We start from the raw sequence: 19515 nt of genomic DNA on the forward strand, positions 1-19515 counted from the left end.
GTATTGATGAACGCGCTGCTCCGTGAAATCCTCGATGTGCATGGCGGGCTGGAACGCTGGCGGCGATACAACAAGGTGGAGGCGACGATCGTCAGCGGCGGCGGCTTCTTCCCCCTGAAAGGCGTGTTGCAGGATCGCAATCCGCGGCGCATGACCGTGTGGTTGCACGAGGAGCGGTCGTCCGTCACGCCCTACGGAGCTCCCGATCAGCGCACGATGTTCACGCCGGACCGCATCGCCATCGAGAAGCTCGATGGCACGGTGGTCGCCCAGCGCTACGCGCCGAGGGATTCTTTCGCCGGACACCAAATGCATACGCCCTGGGATCCGCTGCACCGCGCCTACTTCAACGGCGAAGCCGTGTGGACATATCTCACGACGCCATTCCTGCTGGCGATGGACGGGGTCCGCGTCGAAGAGACCGAGGCCTGGCGCGAGGGGACGGAGACCTGGCGCGTGCTGCGCGCCTACTTCCCCAGCTGGATGGAAACCCACTGCATGGTCCAGGACTTCTTCTTCGGCGAGGACATGATGCTGCGCCGTCATGATTACAGCGTGAACGTGGCGGGAGGTTTTCCGGCTGCCCAACTCACGTCCGGCTATATCGAAGCGGACGGCATTCGTCTCCCGAGCTTACGGCGCGCCTACACACGCGGTCCCGATCGCAGGCCCATTACGGACATGCTGATGGTCTCAATCGATTTCAGCGAGGTTGCCTTCGCATAGTCATCCGCCGCTCGGCACGCTCAGCGGCGGCAGGGCGGCCGAACCGACGGGTATTGTCGGTTCCTGAATCGGTCTCTAATCTTCGTCGCCCCGCCGCGTGTTCGGGGAAACACTCGAGCCCGAGGCAATGGCTCGTTGAGCGCATCGAGCGGCCAAGCAGCTACCCCGCTGCTGACAAGAACAATGAAATCACGCCATCTCATGGGTTCGTCTGCCCCAGGCCAACCAACTCCCTTTTATGGATTTTATATCTGTTGCGGATGCGCGACTAGGTCACTGGTTAGCGGCTCTTGATGTCCCCTCAGGGTCAAAATCGGCCCTGACGGCCCGAAACGCCACTTCCGCTTTGCCCCAATCAAGGGACATCAACAGACCGGTCCGGTAGGTCCGGTTGGTGCCAGGTCATACGGAATGTCCAACAAGACGAAGGCCCTCGGATGGGAATGGCGCGAAGAAAGCCCTTAGCCGGTGGCGTGACGTTGCGATTCTTAGCTTTTGTTTAGTTGTTTCTGCCTTGTGATGTGTTAGTACGCGGCGCCAGCAAATAAGGAGCTAACAAGTTGAAAGTTGCGAAGCCAAAGAAAAACGGCAAAGCAGTGCGTCGCGAATGGACGAAGACTGACGTCAAGGAGCTCAAGGCACATTCGAAGGCGAGAACACCGGTCACCAAAATATCTAAAGAGACAAAGCGCACGATTGGTGCGCTGCGCCAGAAGGCGCTACATCTCGGGATTGGACTCGGGCATCAGCGGTAAACGCCGAGCACGGCGCGGCAGAGCTGAGAAGACGAAACCTGCCGCGCGGCAAGTTAGTCCCCTAGCCATGTGGACGGCATCTTAGCGGCTCAACCAAGTTAATGTTTCAGTTGGGTCAAAGGCGTCACTTTGAACGTGCGTCGGTCACTTCCGGTCGATCCCGATAAGCAGACGTTCTCAGTGTCCCTCGGCATGTATCAAAGGTGCCAGCAGACGACATTCCATTTCGGACGCCTCGCCCCACAGCCGCCGCGGGGATAATTTTCTGCAATCTCTCGTTAGCGGTGTCCCGCCGCAACATTAGCCTACGATTCTTAACCCTTGCCGTTGCTGCGCCCGCCCATCATCATTGGTGCCAATTCTTCATCGCAGCTAGGTGGTGACCGTGCCGGGCACGAGTAATTGGCGGCTCCGCGACGGCGAACAAATCATTGCTTGCAATACAAGCCTATTGGGTCTTAAGTTCCTCGCCGAATCGGTTGACGGCGCTTGGATCAGCTAGGTCGACGTTGAGGGTGAGGCTCCGCACGCCGTAATTGGCGGTGAGGCGTTTAGCTAGGCCCGCAATACCTCGATAGAGCCGGCAACTAACACCAGGTTCACGCCACGCGCCGCGAGTGCATCCGCAAAGGCTTCCCCTAATCCTTTGGATGCCCCGGTGATCAGTGCAGTGAGCCGCGGTAAACCACCATCTGTGCTCCTTGCATAAGAGGACTAGGTGGCCAAGACCTTGCGTACGACGCTGGGCACGAGGCGGCGGGCCGATTCGCTCCGCCATAAATCCGTGTCTGCCGAATAGCGGCCGCCGCCGACCACTGCGAACACCGCGATCATTGCGGCCCAAAATACGCCGAATTCGTAACCTCCCTCTGGCAGCGCCCATACGTAGCCGATCTGAAAGTGACCGCCCCAAAGCATCGACATCAGCAAATATACCGATCCGAGCAAAGCAACGGGGCGCGTGAAGATTCCCAACGTGAGTCCAACAGCGGAAATGAGCTCGATCGTTCCGGCGAGTGCAACCTGTATGGCGGGCATATGAAGCCCGAGGCTCTCAAAATACAGTACGTAAATTTTGAATTGAAAGGGCCCGCCGAGGATGTGACTCCCAAGATGAGGCACAAACATTAAGCCGACGTAGACTCTAATAAAGAACAGTGCAGATGCATTGAGCGCCTCTTCTCTTGAATCCGCCGCTGCTGCAACCGATGCGGACCGAAGGATGAATTGGACGAATATCAGCGCGCCAAGAAGCCAACCGAGCAGCTCAAAGCCCGGTACGCCCGGGCCTGTCGCGACGAGCAGGTCGAGATCATCGGGTTTCAATCCGGCGATGCTGGCCGGAGGGTTCAAATTCAGAATGCTGAACAAGCGCGAAACGACGGCGGTGGCCAGAGCCAACGCTGCGACGGCGATGAAAGAGCCACGCAGGTGCCAAATCGCGGATATTAGCAGTAGCGCCATCCCAAACCGTGGTCGATGCGGTAAACCACGCGGTGACAGGCTGGGCGAGGATAACGCTTAAGCCCCATCCGATCATGATGAGGGCGACGACCAAAGTCACACGGCTCAGCCAGCGCGTAGAGTCATTGATACTCGTTACACGTGTTTCGCTGTTGTACTGGGGTTGGAGTGAGCTCATGATTTCGTCCTTTCTCACAAACAAAATCTTGCGGTCTTCGGCTTGCCGATCACGATCCGACCTTGGCGACGCCCATCTCTTGCAGCAGCGTCAGATTGTCCTCGATGTGCCAATTGTCGGTGATGCGGCCGTTCCCGATCTTGACGAGGTCGGTGGCCGTGAAGGGGACCGGCTGGCCTTTGCCCTGCGTTTGTCCGAACCTACCGGTGAAATGACCGGTGAAGTTCATGTGCACGGTGACGTAGTCGCCCGCCAGGATCATTTTCTTTACCGTGACCTTGAGATCGGGCACGGCGGCGCGGAACCGCCGCGAGGCGAAAGCCGGTCCCTCGGGCCCTTGCGGTCGGCCCGGCGGCAGCGTGTGATCGGTGAAGTTAGGCGCGATGGCTTCCTTCAGCAGGCCTTCATCGCCGGTGTTCCAGAAATCGTAGAAGGCGCGAACTGCCTTCATCGTCACCTCGCGTTCCGCATCGGGGCTTGGCGTGGCGATGACGAGGTCATCGATCTTGACGCTATCGGCGGCAAAGGCCGGCATGGAGATCCAAAGCGTCAATACGGCGAGGACCTCGATCATGCGGGCAGGCTTCAGCTTCTCTGACATCGAAAGTCTCCTTCAGCCTGTCGGCCCGGGCAGGCCGGTTGCGCTCGGTGGACCCCGATCGACAACCGGCGTGCTGGCGCGGTTGGCCAGCACGTAGCGGGCGATCTCGTCCTTCCGGGCGAACCAGACATCCTCCTTTCCCTTAGCGTAGGTGAGGAAGCGGTCGAGGGCTCGTATCCTGCCGGCGTGGCCGGAGATGCGATCGTGCAGGCTGACCACCATCATGCGCCGTCGATGCACGCCCTCTTCGTAAAGCTGATCGAACTCGTCGCGCAGCGCCTGCTCGTAGGCGGCCGCGTTCCAGCCAACGAAGGGAAAGGAGACGATGTCGTTCATGTGGAAGGTATAGGGGACCGTCACGAAATCCCTCCCGCGTAACGGGACAATAAACGGCTCGTCGTGGCTCGGTTCGTCGATGTGATAAACAAAGCCCAGATCCTGCAGCGTCTCCAGGATGGCGATGGAGTTGCGCATCCAGTACGCGTTCCAACCGATCGGTATCTGGCCGGTGATCTTATGGATCGTCTCGACGCTATCGGCGATGAAGCGCTTCTCTTCGTCACGGGAGAGTTGATACGAGTTGTCCCACACCCGGCCGTGCGCGGCGGCTTCATGCCCGCGTCGCACGATCTCCCGAGCCAGATCCGGGGAGGTTTCCACCGCTTTGCCGATCATGAACGATGAGAGCTTGATGCCGTGCTTGTCCATGAGGTCGAGCACGCGGGGGATGCCTTCGTAATGGCCGTAGGCGAAGAAGGCGTTGGTCGGCAGATCCGGCACGCCCTTCTCGATTGGGTCCGGGATTACACCGCCTGCGCCCGAGATCGGCTGCCCGCCGCCTTCGAACATGAGCGAGAAACTCACCGCCAGCCGCGCGCCGTTCGGCCAGAAGCCGCCTGCGTTGCGGTCAGACGTACTGATGGTTGTCGTCGCGGCGCTGGCGACGCCGGATAGGCTACCGGCAGTGGTAGCTGTCGCGAGTGCGACGGTTTGAAGAGCCTCTCGGCGATTGAGATGCAAGGGCTTCGGTGCAGGATTGATCATTCGCGACTCCGTCTGCTTGACGCCCTCTCAACTCTTCTTGGATAGATTGTATTCGGCGCTTGGCCTTGGTTTCATTCCGTGATTTTCACGAACCCCTCTTGTACGAGCTGCGTCGTTCTCGCCATGGCATCCGTATTGACCTTGACTCCAGGAAGCAGATCTACGTTTCCCCAGTTGTAAATTTTCGCAGTCGCGCCACATAACTCAATTTCCGCACCGCGTTTCATCAGGTCAGCGACAAGCTCCTTGTAAGGGTTGCCGGTCGCTATATTACGTTCGGTGTTGTAGGCGCTGTCGTTCAACGTCACGTGGCCGGCGTTCGTGTGAAAGACGGCGATGACCTCCGACTTGGCGTTCCAATCGGTGATGTCGTTCTCGATAAGCTGAAGGTGGAAAATCGAAGCAGGCAGATCCCCTTCGAACGCCAACGCGCCAATACTGAACACCGTCTTCACGTTCGACAGCTTCACCGGTATATCGATGGGAAGGAGTTTTTCGGAAGCAGACATGTCAAAGTTCCTTTCTAAGGCTGACGCTCTTTATGCCTTGCAGGACGGAGTTCGCGTCGGCGGCTGAACATCTGAGCGAACGGCGTCAGACGCCTTGGTAAACCAGTTGCGTGAAGAACGCCGGGCTTATGACGAATTGACCCCACTTCGCGTCGTATGCGGCGGTAGGCTTGGCGGCGATCGTCTCGTCGAGGGAGCGACCCTGCTGCTTGAGTTTTGAGACGTTCTCGTGGATGGCGAAAAGCATGTCGCGATAGGCCGAAAGCTCTGCCCTGTTGCTCACCGGCTTACCATGACCGGGGATCACGATTGTTCTATCAGTCGCGGCAGCGAGATTTGCCTCGGCGGCCTTGATCATCCCCTCGATGTTTCCACCGGTCGAGTAGTCGATGAATGGATAGATGCCGTTCCAATACGTATCGCCGGTATGAAGAATATCTGCTTCAGGGATGGTGACGGATATATCGCTGTCCGTATGCGCCGGACCGTAATATTTGAGGGCAAGCGTGGAGCGATTGAGGGTCAGAGTCTTCTCCGACGAGAAAATTTCGGTCGGGATCGCCGCTAACGGCGGCGAAGGGAAGTTGAAATTCCAGTCCTCGACCCGCTGAGCTACCAAGAGATGCTTGCGGGTATTCTCATGGGCCAGAATGGCTACCCCTTCCGCATTCAGCCATTGATTGCCGTCCGTGTGATCGAAATGCCAGTGGGTGTTGATCAGATGTCTGATCGGATCGCGGCTGAGGCCGTTGGCGGCCTCCAGGATTCGCGGGCGGGATGCGGTGATTCCGGCATCGATGAACACCTTGCCGTCGGCACCGGTAAGGACAGCGATATTGCCGCCAGAGCCCTCGAGGATGCTGACGTCACCGCGCAGCCTGTGGACCTTGATGGGCGCCTTGGTGGCGTCATCACGGATCAGATCCACGATATTGCGTGCTTCGGCGTAGGCTTGCGAGGGGCTCAACCAGCTGCCGGTGGCTGTAAACGTGGCGGCGGCCATGCAGCAGAGGCAGAAGCCGCGACGTGATAAGGTGTGTGGATGCAGGGTGGGCATCGAATTCTCCTGACAGGAAAGACGGGCATCGCGAGTGCGACGATCGCCGCCGACGGTCCGACGAGTCTCTCGACGATTGAGATGCGAGGGCTTCTGTGCGGAATTGATCATTCGCGACTCCGTCTGCTTGATGCGCTTTCAACTCTGCTTGATTGGGAAGTCTCCTCGGGTTGGGGTGAACACCGAAAGGAAGAGTTCCATGCGGTACGCCGCGCCAGGACGACGTTCTACCGTGGCGCAGCGCAGCAATTCCTTGAAGCAGTCCTGAATATTTCTGAGAAGTTGAGAGGCCTTGCCCGGAAAGCGGTCGGCGACCCAACGCTCGTGCAGCAATGGTCGTCGGCCAGCGACGGAACCGGTCCTTGCGGCTTGCGCGCTGCCGAATTCTGATAAAACGTGAGATATCCTGAACAGGGACCGCGACGTGCGCGCACAAGGTCGACGACTGGTGTATCAGTTAGACGAGTGGGAGGTCGATCTTGCTCGGCGCGAACTGCGAGCGCGTGGAGTGCCTGTCCCGATCGGGGGGCGCGCATTCGAGATCGTCGAGGTTCTGGTTCAGTCGGCAGGTGAACTTGTCACCAAGAATGACCTCTCGGCTCGCGTATGGCCGGGCGCGATCGTAGAGGAAAATACGCTTCAGTTTCATATATCCGCGATACGCAAGGCGCTCGGTTCGGATCGTGGAATGCTAAAGACTGCGTCCGGTCGTGGCTATCGCCTGTTCGGTGCGTGGACATCCCGGGAGAGCACATCGTCAGTAGATTCGATGGATCTCGAACCGATGCGAAGCCGGGCCGAGCCATTTCAGACCAACTTGCCTGCGGCAGCATCCGAGCTGGTCGGCCGAACTAATGCCGTGCAGCAGCTGCGCGGTCTTCTATCCGCTTACCGGGTGGTCACGCTGACTGGACCGGGGGGGATTGGGAAAACTAGGCTGGCGTTAGAGGTGGCCCGCGGCTTGTTTCCGACCTTTCAGGGTGATGTTCGGCTCGTCGAGCTGGTCTCGTTGTCGGATCCCGATCTGGTACCGTCTGCCGTGGCAGCGGGCCTCGGCCTAAAGTTAGGCGGCGACCAGATTTCCGCCGAATCCGTCGCCCGGGCCATCGGACTACAGAGGCTTCTGCTTGTTCTCGATAATTGCGAACACGTGATCGACGCAGCAGCCAAACTGGCGGAAACGGTCGTGCGCATGTGTCCGCGAACCACCATTCTCGCAACGAGCCGGGAGATCCTGAAGATCGAGGGCGAATACGTCTACCGCGTTCCCCCGTTGGATGTACCCTCTCAACATGAGGAACCCGACGATATACTTGGTCGCAGCGCGGTGCAGCTTTTCATGGCCACAACGAGGGCGTTGCACTCGGATTTCTCGCCGAATGGAGAGAACCTTCCGGTAATTGCTGCAATCTGTCGGCGCCTCGATGGCATCCCGTTGGCCATCGATCTTGCGGCAGCTCGCGTCGCCACCCTTGGGCTCCAGCAGGTTGCCGTAGACCTGGATGATCACCTGGGAATGCTGACCGGCGGCCGCCGAACGGCTCTGCCGCGGCATCAGACACTACGCGCGACGCTGGACTGGAGTTATGAGTTGCTGCCCGAGCCGGAGCGCTTGGTGATGCGGCGTCTTGCTGTGTTCGCCGGCGACTTTACGGCAAAAGCGGCGAGTTTGGTCGCTGCGGGAGGGGGGATCGCCGCATCGGAAGCGGTCTGCTCTCTGGCGAACCTCGTCACGAAGTCCCTAGTCACCTTGGAGGTCGGAGGTGTGATTGCGTGCCATCGGCTACACGAGACTACGCGCGCCTACGCCCTCGAGAAGCTTGATGAAAGTGGCGAGTTCGAACAAGTGGCACGACGCCATGCAGACTATTATCGGGGTGTCTTTGAAAGAGCCGAGATAGAGTTGGAGACCTTGCCGGCGCCCGCCTGGTTGGCGCGCTACGGAAGTCAAATCGGACAGGTACGCGCGGCCTTGGACTGGGCGTTCTCGCCGACTGGTTCCGCTGAAGTCGGCGTAGCGCTAACCGTGGCTGCGGTGCCACTGTGGGTACACTTGTCCCTGATGGAAGAATGCCGCGGACGCGTCGAGCAGGCACTTTCCAGTCCCGCCGAGAGCCGAGACGCACATCGCAATATGCAATTGTATGCGGCGCTTGGTGCGGCACTATTTCTGACAAAAGGCTCGTGCCCCGAGATGGTAGCGGCCTTTACAAGGACTCTCGAGATAGCGGAAAGCCTCGACGATACGGATTATCGCCTCCGAGCGCTTTGGGGCTCGTTTATGGAACACATCACGAGTCTTCGCTATCGGGCAGCGCTGGCGGTGGCCGAAAAATTCTGCACGTTTGCGGCGAAGTCGACCGATCCAGCCGACGGGCTGGTCGGCGACCGTCTAGTCGGCGTGGCGCTGCTTGCTCTGGGTGACTTGGAAGGCGCGCGGAGGCGCATCGAGCGCATGCTGGGCCGCTATGTCGCCAGGACGCCGCACATCATTAGGTATCAATTCGATCAACAGTTGTTAGCGTATTCGTATCGCTGCCGAATACTTTGGTTGCAGGGATTTGCCGACCAAGCGTTGGCAAGCGTCGAATCCCATTTAGTCGCCGCTCGCGCCAGCGATCACCCGTATTCGCTGTTCAGTGGCCTGCTTCAAACCGCATGCCCCCTTGCGCTTCTCGTTGGCGATCTGACTTTGGCGGAGCGCTACGTGAAGGCGCTTATGGATCTTTCCGCAAGGCACGCCGTTGAGCTATGGACTCTCGGTGGTCGCTGTTTCGCAGGCGTGCTGCTCATCAAGCGCGGCAACACTGGTCCTGGGCTGGAACTTCTGCGGACCGCGTTCGCCCGCGTTCCTCAGGGAGCGTTTACTCTTTTTTACACTCCAATGCTCGCTTCGACAGCGGACGCCCTCGGTCGTGACGGCAAGACTGCCGAAGGGCTCTCGATAATCGACGAGGCGCTTGCGCGATCGGACTCCAACGAGGAGCGCTGGTGCGTCGCCGAGCTCCTGCGCATCAAAGGCGAACTCATCCTGCGGGAGGGTGCGCCGCGGGCCGCGGCGGCCGCTGAGGAGCACTTTTTGCGCTCGCTCGACTGGGCCCGGCGGCAAGGCGCCCTGTCATGGGAGCTGCGAACATCCACAAGCCTTGCTCGCTTGCAGTATGATCAAGGGCGGATCGCCGAGGCACGCAGCCTTCTGCAGTCGGCGTACGATCGCTTCAGCGAGGGCTTTGAAACCGCCGACTTGAAGAGCGCGAAGGCGTATCTCGACTTTTGGGTCTCGCGATAAATGCCGCAGGCGTGATCAGGCTGAAAGGCGATCGGCTGATACGTCTTATCACGACGGGTTGGGATGCAGTTACGGCCCGGCCGCCGGCGAAACCGAGCTCTTCGAATCCAGTGAAAGGTCAGATCGCTACGGCCGGTTCTGGCGCAAAGCGGCCATTGAGATGTGATGTCGTCGACCGATCGCTCTCGGAACCGACTAGGAGGGCCGCCGGCCCGTGAGTTCGCGAGCCCCTTCGTTCACGACTTCGTTAGTCGAGAATAGGACGTTCGACCCGGACGCCGCCCTCAGAAAGTTCTTCCAAATTTTCTGCCGGTGAGAAGGGCCGCGTTGCTATTTCGTGCGCTGACTTGTCTGGAGAGCCGCTCGGGCCAAGATTCTAGTTCTAAGACTTTGGAATTCGGAGATCACCATGGGCCTGCAGCAGTCAAACATCGAAGCGCTTCCGTTCGTGACAGCCGAGCTAAACTATCTGGCTCCAACATTGGGCAGACCGCGAACCTATGCATTCGATCCCCCGGCGGGCGAACCTAAGACTACGGCCTTGCCGGATCCACGCCAGGTCCCCATTTTCGATGCGCGTTTGATTGCCGAAAATATTTCACTGGACCGTGAAGGTTTCGCGCTGGTTCGTCACCCGACCAGGGTGAGGGACTTCTACGACGATAAAGAGGTTAGGGACGTCTACTATCCCGCCGCAGAAGCATTCCTCAAGGCGACGCTCAAGGCCGACCGCGTTTTTATTTTTGACCACACCGTGCGGAAGAGGGTCGAAGGTGCGGCGGATGTACGTGGCGGCGGTCCACGGCAACCCGCGACGCGTGTCCATGTCGATCAGACCGATGTCTCTGGTGCAAACCGAGTGCGCGAGCATTTGCCTGAAGAAGCCGACGAACTCCTGAAGGGACGCGTGCAGGTCATCAACCTTTGGCGGCCGATCCGTGGACCGTTACGCGATGCGCCGCTGGCCATGTGCGATGGGCAGACCGTAGCACCGGGTGATCTCGTCGCTTCCGACCTGATCTATCCCAGCCGAAAGGGGGAAACCTATTCGGTGAAGTACAACCCCAACCATCGCTGGTTCTATGTTCCGGAAATGACAGCGGACGAAGCGCTGCTGCTGAAGTGTTACGATTCGGCAACCGACGGACGGACGCGATTTGGGCCGCATACAGCGTTCGTCGATCCGACAACGCCGGCCGACGCGGCGCTGCGTGAGAGCATCGAACTGCGGACGCTGGTGTTTCACAAACCTTGATATTTGCTACGGGTCGGGACGTTCGGCCATGATCATATGGCCGGCGTCAGGCAAACCTCATCGACGAAATCCTGATCCAAGCGGCGCGTCGACCGGTTGAGACCAACACCAATCTCGGACATTTCTCGCTAGTTGAAACCCGTGTTTGGACGCATACAGCGTGCACCTGAAGCGCCCGTGAACTGGTCCGGAGTTCAGGCTGGCGGCGTGCTGAATGACGCGACCGCTTTATCAAGTTCAAATGAAAAACCGGACCGTTATGCAGCAGCCATCTGCATAATGGTCCGGCCCGACTGTTTGTTGCGCGGATATTCTGTCGGCTAAAGCTGCGGCCTGTCCGTGCAGCAATGGGTGTAACGGACGTCAGACGCTATCCGGATGCTAAGAGGTTTCGTCGAACGGTTACTTCTTTTTCTTCTTGGTTGCCTTCTTTGCCTTTGCCTTCTTCGCTTTCTTGGCCATGTTGCCCTCCGTGATCCCAAAAGTTGGCTCGATGCAAGTCGACAATCGACGTGCATAGATTCAGACTACACCATAATTGCAAAATTGATACTGCGCGCTTCGAAGAAGGTAAACGACCATCGCACCGTCGCAACTCGCAACCGGACGAAGCGCTCGCGTGATACGTGGAATCAGCACGGTTTGCCGGATCAAGACGGGTAGACGCTCTCTTGTCGTTGGTAGATGAAGCCGAGCCATCCATTGGATTTGTGATCTTTAGCCACTATTTTCGAGAATCGATGCGCCACCTGATGCCCTAGGTCTTGACCAGCGCGATTGGAGTTGGTGCCGGCTCGCTGCAACGGGAGTGACGAAAGATGAGTCCACCGGTCACTGATTTCCTCGCGACGGAAGCGCGCTTTGGTGCTCAGAACTACGAGCCGCTCCGGGTCGTTATATCGCGCGGCGAGGGCGTCTGGGTGTGGGATACGCAAGGCAACCGCTATCTCGATTGCCTCTCCGCCTACTCGGCGGTGAACCAGGGCCACTGCCATCCGAAGATCCTGGCCGCGATGGGGGAGCAGGCAGCTAGACTGACGTTGACTTCCCGGGCCTTTCACAACGATCAGCTTGCTCCCTTCTACGAAGAGATCGCGGAGCTGACCGGCTCGCACAAGGTGCTGCCAATGAACACCGGCGCCGAGGCAGTGGAGAGCGCCATCAAGTCCGTCCGCAAATGGGGCTACGAGGTGAAGGGTGTGCACGACGGGCACGCCGAAATCATCGTCTGCGCCGACAACTTCCACGGGCGCACCCTCGGTATCGTCGGCTTCAGCACCGACCGGGCGGCACGTGAGCATTTCGGGCCGTTCGCGCCGGGCTTTCGGATCATCCCCTTTGGCGACGCCAAGGCGCTGGAGCAGGCGATCACGCCTAACACAGTCGCCTTTCTGGTCGAGCCGATCCAGGGGGAAGCCGGCGTCATCATTCCACCATCGGGCTATTTCACAAGGGTACGCGAGCTCTGTACTGCGCATGACGTGATGCTGATCCTCGACGAAATCCAGACCGGGCTCGGCCGCACCGGCAAGCTGCTCGCGGAGCAGCACGATGGCATTGAGGCAGATGTGACGCTGCTCGGCAAAGCGCTATCTGGCGGCTTTTACCCGCAAAGCGGCCATTCGCAACTTTGGAGAACAACTAGGTGAGGCTACGCTGGGATGAGATAATTACCCGACTTTCTTTTAGATTTAATTTTGTGGCCATACGGGACTACAGTGCGAACCTTTCAATCTCTTGATCTCGCTGGACCACAATGAACCGATAGATCGTCTTAGCGACGTGTCCGATCGGCATTCCGCGGGTGATCAACTTTACCTTGATCGAAGCACCAGTTCCTGAACGAACAGACGGGAATGTACTGATCGAGAATCATTTCTTCTCCGTTGAACCGGGCGATCTGCGGTTGGCTGGCGCATAAAAGCAACTATTCGAAACCAATAATGGTCGCGCGGTCAGCGGTCCGAATTCTTTATGGGATTCGACCGCAGCTCTATGTGTCCGACCCACCTGTACCAACAGGGTCAACGGGCGTGATGTTACGATTGAAACGCGTTTTTCCGTATTGAAATGATGGCGTAACGCGACCATGCGCAAAACAACGCCGCGTGCCGAGATGGTCACCTACCTAGCGCGAAACTGCCGCTGGGAAGAAATGACGGAAGCCGTATGAGATGAGCGGAAAGTCTCTGAGAGAACAGTTGGTTGGCGCGAGGGCTCTAACTAGCTGCGTCGAACGGGACGTCGAGACGGGCGTCGAAAATCATCCGCTGAGGATGTCGACACGGCGATCGCTCACGGCCCCGGCCTCCGTTGGGCGCTGCTCGGTCCGTTCCTCAACATGCATCTGTCCGGCGGCGCCGGCGGCATCGCCCATGTGCTGGAGCATCTGGGGCCGCCGCTCGAAGGCTGGTGGCGCGATTTGGGCAGCGTGACGCTCAACGGAAAGCTCAATGCAGCGGTCGCGCGGGGGCGTGGCCGAGGAACTGGGCGGCGTCGATCCCGGCCGCGTCGCCGGCCGGCGGGACCAGTTGCTGCTGGCCCTTTTGCAGCCCAAGGCCGGCGGCGATCGACTGCCGTAAACGCCAAGGAGAAGTTTCGATGACGATGGCTGCGGACGGCGACGTCACCTACGAGTTGCGCGACGGCGTCGCCTGGCTCGGGCTCGATCGGCCGCACAAGCGCAACGCTATCGGCGAAGCGCTGCTGGCCGCGTTCGAGGCAGCGGTGTGCCGGGCTCAGGACGAGGCCCGCGCGCTGGTCATTTTCGGCCATGGCCCGTGCTTCTCTGCTGGTCTCGATCTGGCCGAGCAGGGCGCTCGGGAGCCGGTCGAGGTGTTCTACCACTCCCGTGCATGGCACGCCGTGTTTGGCGCGCTGCGCCAAGGTCGCGTTCCCGCGATCGCCGCGCTGCACAGCGCGACGATCGGCGGCGGGCTCGAACTGGCCGCCGCCTGCCACATCCGCGTCGCCGACGAGACGGCATTCTTCGCGTTGCCGGAGGGCACGCGCGGCATCTATGTGGGCGGCGGTGCCTCGGTCCACCTCGCGCGGCTGCTCGGCGCTTCGCGGATGGCGGACATGATGCTCACCGGCCGCGTGCTCGACGCCGCGGCGGCCGAGCGCGCCGGGCTGGTGCAATACCTGGTGCCGGACGGGCAGGCGAAGTCCAAGGCCGAGGAGTTGGCGGCAAAGGTGGCGGCGATGGCTCCGCTTACCGTTCTCGGCGTGCTGCACGCGCTGCCGCGCATCCAGGACATGAGCGAGTCGGACGGGCTGTTCGTCGAGAGCCTGATGGCCACGCTCTCCATGACCGGTCCGGAGGCCGCGGCGCGACTTGCGGAGTTCGTGGCGAAGCGGGCTGCCAAGGTGACGTCGCCCGACGCGGCGGCGGCAGATGCCGCGAAACGGCGGCAAACGCGGGAGACCGGACGATGAAGCATGATTTTTCGCTGCCCGGCGCCGATCGGCAAGAGGCGCCTGTCGCGACGCTCAGCGCCCTGTTCGACCATGCGGTCGCGGCGGCGCCCGACAAGGCGGCACTGCGCCGGTTCGATGCCGTGCTGACATATCGCGAGTTGGGGCGCGCGGTGGAGGCTCTGGCCCGGCGTCTCGCCCGGCTAGTCGAGCCGGGCGACGTAGTGGCGCTGCTCCTGCCCAACTCCCTTGAATTCCCCATCGCCTACTTCGCCGCGCTGAAGGCGCTTGCGATCCCCGCCTTGCTCAACCCCCAATATCCGGCCGCGCAGCTCGCGCCGCTGCTGCGGGAGGCCACGGCGCGCGCCGTTATCTGCGCCCCGGCGACGCGGGACATGGTGACCGGCCTCGCCGGCGATCTGGGCATCCCCAGCGTTGTCTGCCTGGGGGACGATGTTATGGTCCCGGAGCTGGTCGCCGAGGCCGGGGCAGCGCTCGGCCTACGGGCCGCCACGCCGTCCGACTCCGCCGCCCTGTTGTTCAGCGGCGGCACCACCGGACTTCCCAAGATCGTCGAGCACACGCATGGTCGTCTGGCGACCGGAGTGCATTGCATCGAGCACGCCTGGCCGATGCGCGGCGAGGGCGAAGTTTTCCTCCCGATCGCGCCATTTACCCACATCTACGGCTTCGCGACGGGCGTGCTCGTTCCGCTGTCTGTCTGCGGCGAGATCGTGATCCCGGAGCGCTTCCAGCCGGAGCTCGTCGTCGAGCTGCTTGTGCGCCACCGCGTGACATTCTTCGGCGGCGGCCCGCCGGCGATTTATGCCGGGTTGCTGGCGGCCCGCAACCTGGGCAGCGCCGATCTTTCGGCCCTCCGGATGTGCCCTGCCGGCGGTGCACCGTTCCCGGTCGAGCTCATGGAACGCTGGCGGCACGCTACGGGGCTCGAGATCTATGAGGGCTACGGCATGTCGGAAATGGCTCCTATCAGCGCCGCAACCGCCCAGTCGGGCGTTCGGCCAGGCTCGGTCGGGAAGCCCATACCCGGCGGCGACGTGCAGGTCGTCGACCTGGAGACTGGGCTGCGCGTGCTGCCGCCGGGCGAGAAGGGCGAGTTGCGGGTTCGCGGCCCGCACATGATGACGGGATACCGCAATCGACCGGAGGAAACCGCGCAGACCATCCGCGACGGCTTCATCTACACGGGCGATATCGGCCATGTCGACGGGGACGGCTTCGTGTTCATCACCGACCGCAAGAAGGACGTGGTGTTCGTCAGCGGCTTCAACGTCTTCCCGCGCGAGGTGGAGGAGCTAATCCACACTCATCGCAGTGTCGCCATGGCCGGCGTCGTCGGCGTGCCGGACGCGCGTACCGGGGGCGAGCGCCTGGTCGCCTTCGTCGTCCCTCGAACGGGCGAGACGGTCGACCCGACCGAGATCTCGCGGTACTGCGCGGGGCGGCTGGTCAGCTACAAATGCCCGAGCGAGGTGCGGGTGGTCGAGCAACTGCCCATTACGGCCGCTCACAAGCTGGATCACGTCGCACTGCGTCGAGCCGCCCGCGGCGAGCAGGAGCTCTGTCAAGGCTGAAACAGGGGTTCGATTCCCTAGGGAGCGCCATAAATTCAAATAGTTAGCGGTCTGGCAGAACTGGGTGTCCAGTTAGTGTCTCGTCTGAATTTGTAATTCTCACATTCAAACGCGCGCATCCGGCAAAACTTGTCGGATGATTTTAGCCGCGCTATGCGGCTGTTATACCAGCCTTCGGAAGGTCTGACTCTTTTTTGAAAAGCTGGCGCCGGCGTGATTCATTTATGACCGACTGGATTGATTCGGGAGGTCGGCGATGGGCGGGCGGTCGGTCTACGGGAGGATTTCGAGGCGGATGAGCTGCGTCGGCTCGCGGCGAAGGTGAAGGATGCCGCGCAGGCGCGACGGCTGCTGGCGCTGGCGGCGATTTGCGACGGGATGAACCGCACCGAGGCGGCCCGGATCGGCGGCATGGACCGGCAGACGCTGCGGGACTGGGCGCACCGCTTCAACCAGTACGGGCCTGACGGTCTGATCGACATCAAGCCGACCGGGCGGCCGTCGAAGCTCTCCGACGAGCAGAAAGATGCATTGAAGCAGCTCGTCGAGACCGGCCCCGACCCGGAGAAGGATGGGGTCGTACGCTGGCGCTGCGTCGACCTGAAGCGTGTTCTCGGACAGCGTTTCGGTGTCGATCTGTCGGAGGTGAGCCTGGGGCGCGCGCTCAAGAAGCTCGGCTTCTCGCACATCAGCGCCCGGCCGCGCCATCCCGTGCAGGATCCGGAGACGATCGCGGCATTTAAAAAAACTTTCCTACGCAGGTCGCGGCGATCGTGACCAAACTCGCCCCGGAAACGCCGATTGAGGTCTGGTTCCAGGACGAGATGCGGGTCGGCCAGAAGAACAGCCTCGTCTACCAATGGGCCAAGAAGGGATCACGGCCGCGGCAGCCCAAGGATCAGCGCTACGAGAACGCCTATGTGTTCGGCGCCGTCTGTGCGAGCCGCGACACCGGCGTCGCCCTCATCATGCCGCAAGCCGACACCGAGGCCATGCAGGCGCATCTCGACGCCATCGGCAAGGCCGTCGCGCCCGGCGCGCATGCGCTGCTGATCCTCGACAAGGCCGGATGGCACACGACGCGCAAACTAAAGCCACCTGCCAATGTCACCCTCGTGCCGCTGCCACCCGCCTGTCCGGAGCTCAACGCAGCCGAGAACATCTGGCAGTATCTGCGACAGACCTATCTCGCCAACCGTGTGTTCGCGTCCTACACCGATATCCTCGACGCCTGCCAAGACGCCTGGCGAAAACTTCTCGCCGAAACCGGGCGCATCACCTCGATCGCGGCCCGCGACTGGGCCATCATCGGTCAGCCCTTCTGAAGGCTGGTATTACTGGTTGTCATTGGGTGCGTTTTTGCAATTTTTCTCTCGGTGACGCACGACGGCAAGCTCATGTGAAATCACATTCGCCCGTTACAGCTACAATCACTTCGAAAACTGAAATCAAGGGCGGCCGGGGAGGTGACTTTACGCGGGCCACAATTGAATACTGGAACGAAACGCCGCGCGGCCCTGTGAGTTGCACTGTGCCTAAAAGCCTTCCGGGATGGTCATCAAACTATGACATCGGAAAAACCCTTAGTGTTTTTCCGAGAGAGGAAGCTTGCTATGAGCCCGACTTAGCTCTCCCCAGAGAAGCCAGCCTGACGGCACTGATTTTTGTCCCCCTCTCATTGGTTTTCGTGGGTGCTTTGATGATCCGATACGCGGGTGAGGACGCGGCGCGCTAAGCAACGACTTCCGGGTTTGGCACCAACCGGACCAACCGGGCCGGCCTGATGATGTCCGTTGATCGGGGTAGAGCGGAAGTCTCATTTTAGGGCCGCGAGGACCGTTTTTGACCCGGAAGAGACCTTGTGGTGTCACCGGTTGCCCTTTATTTCTCCCCGCGATCTCGGTCGCCAGTACGTCGAATTTTCGGCGCCCAGGAGCCGTGGAACCGCTCGCGGTGACGTTGCTTCTATCAGCGCGTTATCGCACCGCGCATTCCTCAAAGGGTGCACTGGTGCTGGCCAGCCACGCTGCGTCGGTTGTTCAGTTCCAACTGACGTACCGCTTCTGGTCGGCCTTGCTGCAAGCGCCCTCTTCGCGCCCATGATCGCTGCGGCCACGGCGTGGTTCGAGAACAACCGCTATCTTGCCGTCTCCCACGGCGCCGCCTCAGCTTTTTGCTGCCAGGAGGTCCATCGGTGTCGGGATCGGCGGATGGGCCACATGGAAAAATATTTACCGGTGTCGGATCGCTGCCGACTGGTTCGTCCTCAGGTCAGAGCGGACGTCCAATAGCCCCATCTTTGGAGAGAGCCATGCGGTACTTGTGTCTTGTCTACGGCACTGAAGACAGCTTGCCCGTGATACAGAACCCCAACCCCATGTCCAGAGCCGAGGTGGACGGCCTTACGGAAGACTCCTTGGCCTACAACGACATGCTCCGGACGAGCGGTCACTTCATCGTTGCTCATGCCCTCCAATCCGCTCGGACGGCGACCACCGTGAGGGTGCGGGGCGGACAGGTCCTCGTGACCGATGGTCCCTTTGCCGAGACCAAGGAGCAACTGCTTGGTTTCGTTCTGATCGAAGCCAAGGACCACGATGACGCGGTCGAGGTGGCCTCCAGAATCCCGCTGGCGCGCCTCGGCAGCGTCGAGGTGCGCTCAATCATGGACCTGGCGAGAATAGGCCAGTCATAGCTTGGCCTCGCTGTCGGATCGCCACTGCGCGCTCGGTGTAGCCATCTCGGGCCTAGTTGACGCCTAATCTCCCCGGGCCGGCGACCGATCTGGGGCTCGGGACCCTGCCGGCGGCGCTGCGCGCGGAGCGCTGTTTGCCGAATATCTCATCGCAACGCGCGTGATCATTTCGAGGGACGCCTCCCACGGCCGCACTGCGGGGCGATAGCCAATGCGGTCAATGTCGGCTCCTGGCAGTGCGCCCCGAAGGCGCGGATCACTAGTGGAGGAAGATTCCACCCAGAGAGTTGTCGATTGATCTGGTAGCTGACGAGCGGTTCGGCCGGGTAACCGGCAGGGCTGGAGCCTCGTGACAAAGGCCGCTTTAGGCGGTTGAGCAATCCGGCGGGCCGTAACGTGAGTGAAGCCTGAGCAGGCCTCGAAAGTGACAATGCGGATGCCGACCCTCCTGCCATTTGGGGAAGGCTGTATGAGCGGGGAAGCAATCGACACGCGCACCCGCTTGATCCGCCGGGGTAGTGGGCACGGCACGTCGGAAAGGTGGTTCGGGTAATCGGGGGAGACCCGTCAAGGGCGAGGGTAGCGGCCTCAACGTCGCGAAGGCGGCGGCCATGGCGGGAGTCGGACGGGGTCGTATGACCGTTGAAGCCGGGTAATGCTGGCTGAGGAAAGGGCCCCGACTTCTGGTGCGCTTTCGAAGATGGCTAGGTCGTGGTGATTGGCGATGAGCCTGCAAACACCATCAAAGACAGGAGCCGCCGGAGATTGCTGTGTCGAGGGGCGAAGGAGAGTTACTCACCGCACCGAAGCCGCGTGCGGTTAGTTTGCTCTCTGTGTGCCTCACGGTGAAACCAGTCGGAGAGCCGGATGCCTTAATCGGGCACGTCCGGTTCGATGAGCGGGGATGGGAAACGGAGCGTTGCCGAATGG

Annotated in this window: 17 protein-coding genes and 2 pseudogenes; 13 read left to right on the top strand and 6 right to left on the bottom strand. The window is 60.8% G+C overall.

What is annotated here, in order from left to right; translation table 11 throughout:
• Positions 1–6 precede the first annotated feature (6 nt).
• Together B5525_RS19885 and B5525_RS19890 are read left to right on the top strand one after the other, a co-directional pair.
• On the top strand, positions 7–726 hold the full coding sequence (locus B5525_RS19885) for a hypothetical protein (RefSeq protein ID WP_079567519.1): 720 nt from the start codon (positions 7–9) through the stop codon (positions 724–726).
• Positions 727–1286: 560 nt separating this feature from the next.
• Positions 1287–1481 (top strand): hypothetical protein, encoded by a 195-nt coding sequence (locus tag B5525_RS19890; protein ID WP_079567520.1) that lies wholly within the window; start codon positions 1287–1289, stop codon positions 1479–1481.
• A gap of 555 nt (positions 1482–2036) precedes the next feature.
• On the opposite strand, the gene B5525_RS45855 is transcribed toward B5525_RS19890, so the two are convergent.
• The 6 genes from B5525_RS45855 to B5525_RS19915 form a co-directional block, all read right to left on the bottom strand.
• The gene (locus B5525_RS45855; RefSeq protein WP_197687958.1) at positions 2037–2147 is read right to left on the bottom strand and encodes a hypothetical protein; all 111 of its coding nucleotides are present in this window, start codon (positions 2145–2147) and stop codon (positions 2037–2039) included.
• A gap of 48 nt (positions 2148–2195) precedes the next feature.
• A complete protein-coding gene (locus tag B5525_RS19895) occupies positions 2196–2945 on the bottom strand; it encodes a DoxX family protein (RefSeq protein WP_079567521.1) in 750 nt (249 codons plus the stop codon).
• Positions 2946–3172: 227 nt separating this feature from the next.
• Positions 3173–3724, bottom strand: a complete 552-nt coding sequence (locus tag B5525_RS19900) for an ester cyclase (RefSeq protein WP_079567522.1) — start codon at positions 3722–3724, stop codon at positions 3173–3175.
• Between the two features lie 12 nt (positions 3725–3736).
• Positions 3737–4768, bottom strand: coding sequence for a polysaccharide deacetylase family protein (locus B5525_RS19905; protein ID WP_079567523.1), 1032 nt, complete (start codon positions 4766–4768; stop codon positions 3737–3739).
• A gap of 71 nt (positions 4769–4839) precedes the next feature.
• Positions 4840–5277: a DsrE family protein gene (locus B5525_RS19910; protein ID WP_079567524.1), complete on the bottom strand. Its 438-nt coding sequence runs from the start codon at positions 5275–5277 to the stop codon at positions 4840–4842.
• 85 nt (positions 5278–5362) lie between these two features.
• The gene (locus B5525_RS19915) at positions 5363–6280 is read right to left on the bottom strand and encodes an MBL fold metallo-hydrolase (protein ID WP_079567525.1); all 918 of its coding nucleotides are present in this window, start codon (positions 6278–6280) and stop codon (positions 5363–5365) included.
• A gap of 39 nt (positions 6281–6319) precedes the next feature.
• On the opposite strand from B5525_RS19915, the gene B5525_RS19920 reads away from it, so the two are divergent.
• The 11 genes and pseudogenes from B5525_RS19920 (at position 6320) to B5525_RS19955 (ending at position 18585) form a co-directional block, all read left to right on the top strand.
• On the top strand, positions 6320–6724 hold the full coding sequence (locus B5525_RS19920; RefSeq protein ID WP_154073326.1) for a hypothetical protein: 405 nt from the start codon (positions 6320–6322) through the stop codon (positions 6722–6724).
• Positions 6725–6842: 118 nt separating this feature from the next.
• Complete coding sequence (locus tag B5525_RS19925) at positions 6843–9623, top strand: winged helix-turn-helix domain-containing protein (protein WP_244567964.1); 2781 nt, start codon at positions 6843–6845, stop codon at positions 9621–9623.
• Positions 9624–10032: 409 nt separating this feature from the next.
• A complete protein-coding gene (locus tag B5525_RS19930) occupies positions 10033–10878 on the top strand; it encodes a CmcJ/NvfI family oxidoreductase (protein WP_079567528.1) in 846 nt (281 codons plus the stop codon).
• An 818-nt stretch (positions 10879–11696) separates the two neighbouring features.
• A pseudogene (locus B5525_RS19935) lies at positions 11697–12494 on the top strand (aminotransferase class III-fold pyridoxal phosphate-dependent enzyme); the annotation flags it as partial.
• Between the two features lie 188 nt (positions 12495–12682).
• On the top strand, positions 12683–12799 hold the full coding sequence (locus B5525_RS47865; protein ID WP_425305275.1) for a hypothetical protein: 117 nt from the start codon (positions 12683–12685) through the stop codon (positions 12797–12799).
• A gap of 532 nt (positions 12800–13331) precedes the next feature.
• Positions 13332–13460: a hypothetical protein gene (locus tag B5525_RS47215; protein WP_276328856.1), complete on the top strand. Its 129-nt coding sequence runs from the start codon at positions 13332–13334 to the stop codon at positions 13458–13460.
• A 25-nt stretch (positions 13461–13485) separates the two neighbouring features.
• Complete coding sequence (locus B5525_RS19940) at positions 13486–14316, top strand: crotonase/enoyl-CoA hydratase family protein (RefSeq protein WP_079573578.1); 831 nt, start codon at positions 13486–13488, stop codon at positions 14314–14316.
• Positions 14313–15890, top strand: coding sequence for a class I adenylate-forming enzyme family protein (locus tag B5525_RS19945; protein WP_079567529.1), 1578 nt, complete (start codon positions 14313–14315; stop codon positions 15888–15890). The genes B5525_RS19940 and B5525_RS19945 overlap by 4 nt, the downstream gene beginning before the upstream one ends.
• Positions 15891–16130: 240 nt before the next feature.
• A protein-coding gene (locus B5525_RS19950) for an IS630 family transposase (RefSeq protein WP_154073853.1) occupies positions 16131–17215 on the top strand; the annotation gives its coding sequence in 2 pieces (ribosomal slippage) (positions 16131–16632 and positions 16632–17215; 1086 coding nt in all).
• A gap of 679 nt (positions 17216–17894) precedes the next feature.
• Positions 17895–18043: pseudogene (locus B5525_RS46410) on the top strand (MFS transporter); the annotation flags it as partial.
• A 158-nt stretch (positions 18044–18201) separates the two neighbouring features.
• Complete coding sequence (locus tag B5525_RS19955; protein WP_079565351.1) at positions 18202–18585, top strand: YciI family protein; 384 nt, start codon at positions 18202–18204, stop codon at positions 18583–18585.
• Positions 18586–19515 lie beyond the last annotated feature (930 nt).

The sequence above is a fragment of the Bradyrhizobium erythrophlei genome (genome assembly GCF_900129505.1).
Taxonomy (GTDB): Bacteria; Pseudomonadota; Alphaproteobacteria; order Rhizobiales; family Xanthobacteraceae; genus Bradyrhizobium; species Bradyrhizobium erythrophlei_D.

Excerpts from the sequence above, each read along its gene's own strand:
- B5525_RS19930 (WP_079567528.1), top strand. The coding sequence starts at position 10,033 with ATGGGCCTGCAGCAGTCAAACATCGAAGCGCTTCCGTTCGTGACAGCC.
- B5525_RS19920 (WP_154073326.1), top strand. The coding sequence starts at position 6,320 with ATGCAGGGTGGGCATCGAATTCTCCTGACAGGAAAGACGGGCATCGCG.
- B5525_RS19905 (WP_079567523.1), bottom strand. The coding sequence starts at position 4,768 with ATGATCAATCCTGCACCGAAGCCCTTGCATCTCAATCGCCGAGAGGCT.
- B5525_RS19910 (WP_079567524.1), bottom strand. The coding sequence starts at position 5,277 with ATGTCTGCTTCCGAAAAACTCCTTCCCATCGATATACCGGTGAAGCTG.
- B5525_RS19900 (WP_079567522.1), bottom strand. The coding sequence starts at position 3,724 with ATGTCAGAGAAGCTGAAGCCTGCCCGCATGATCGAGGTCCTCGCCGTA.
- B5525_RS19940 (WP_079573578.1), top strand. The coding sequence starts at position 13,486 with ATGGCTGCGGACGGCGACGTCACCTACGAGTTGCGCGACGGCGTCGCC.
- B5525_RS19955 (WP_079565351.1), top strand. The coding sequence starts at position 18,202 with ATGCGGTACTTGTGTCTTGTCTACGGCACTGAAGACAGCTTGCCCGTG.
- B5525_RS19945 (WP_079567529.1), top strand. The coding sequence starts at position 14,313 with ATGAAGCATGATTTTTCGCTGCCCGGCGCCGATCGGCAAGAGGCGCCT.
- B5525_RS47215 (WP_276328856.1), top strand. The coding sequence starts at position 13,332 with ATGCAGCGGTCGCGCGGGGGCGTGGCCGAGGAACTGGGCGGCGTCGAT.
- B5525_RS19915 (WP_079567525.1), bottom strand. The coding sequence starts at position 6,280 with ATGGCCGCCGCCACGTTTACAGCCACCGGCAGCTGGTTGAGCCCCTCG.
- B5525_RS19885 (WP_079567519.1), top strand. The coding sequence starts at position 7 with ATGAACGCGCTGCTCCGTGAAATCCTCGATGTGCATGGCGGGCTGGAA.
- B5525_RS19895 (WP_079567521.1), bottom strand. The coding sequence starts at position 2,945 with ATGGCGCTACTGCTAATATCCGCGATTTGGCACCTGCGTGGCTCTTTC.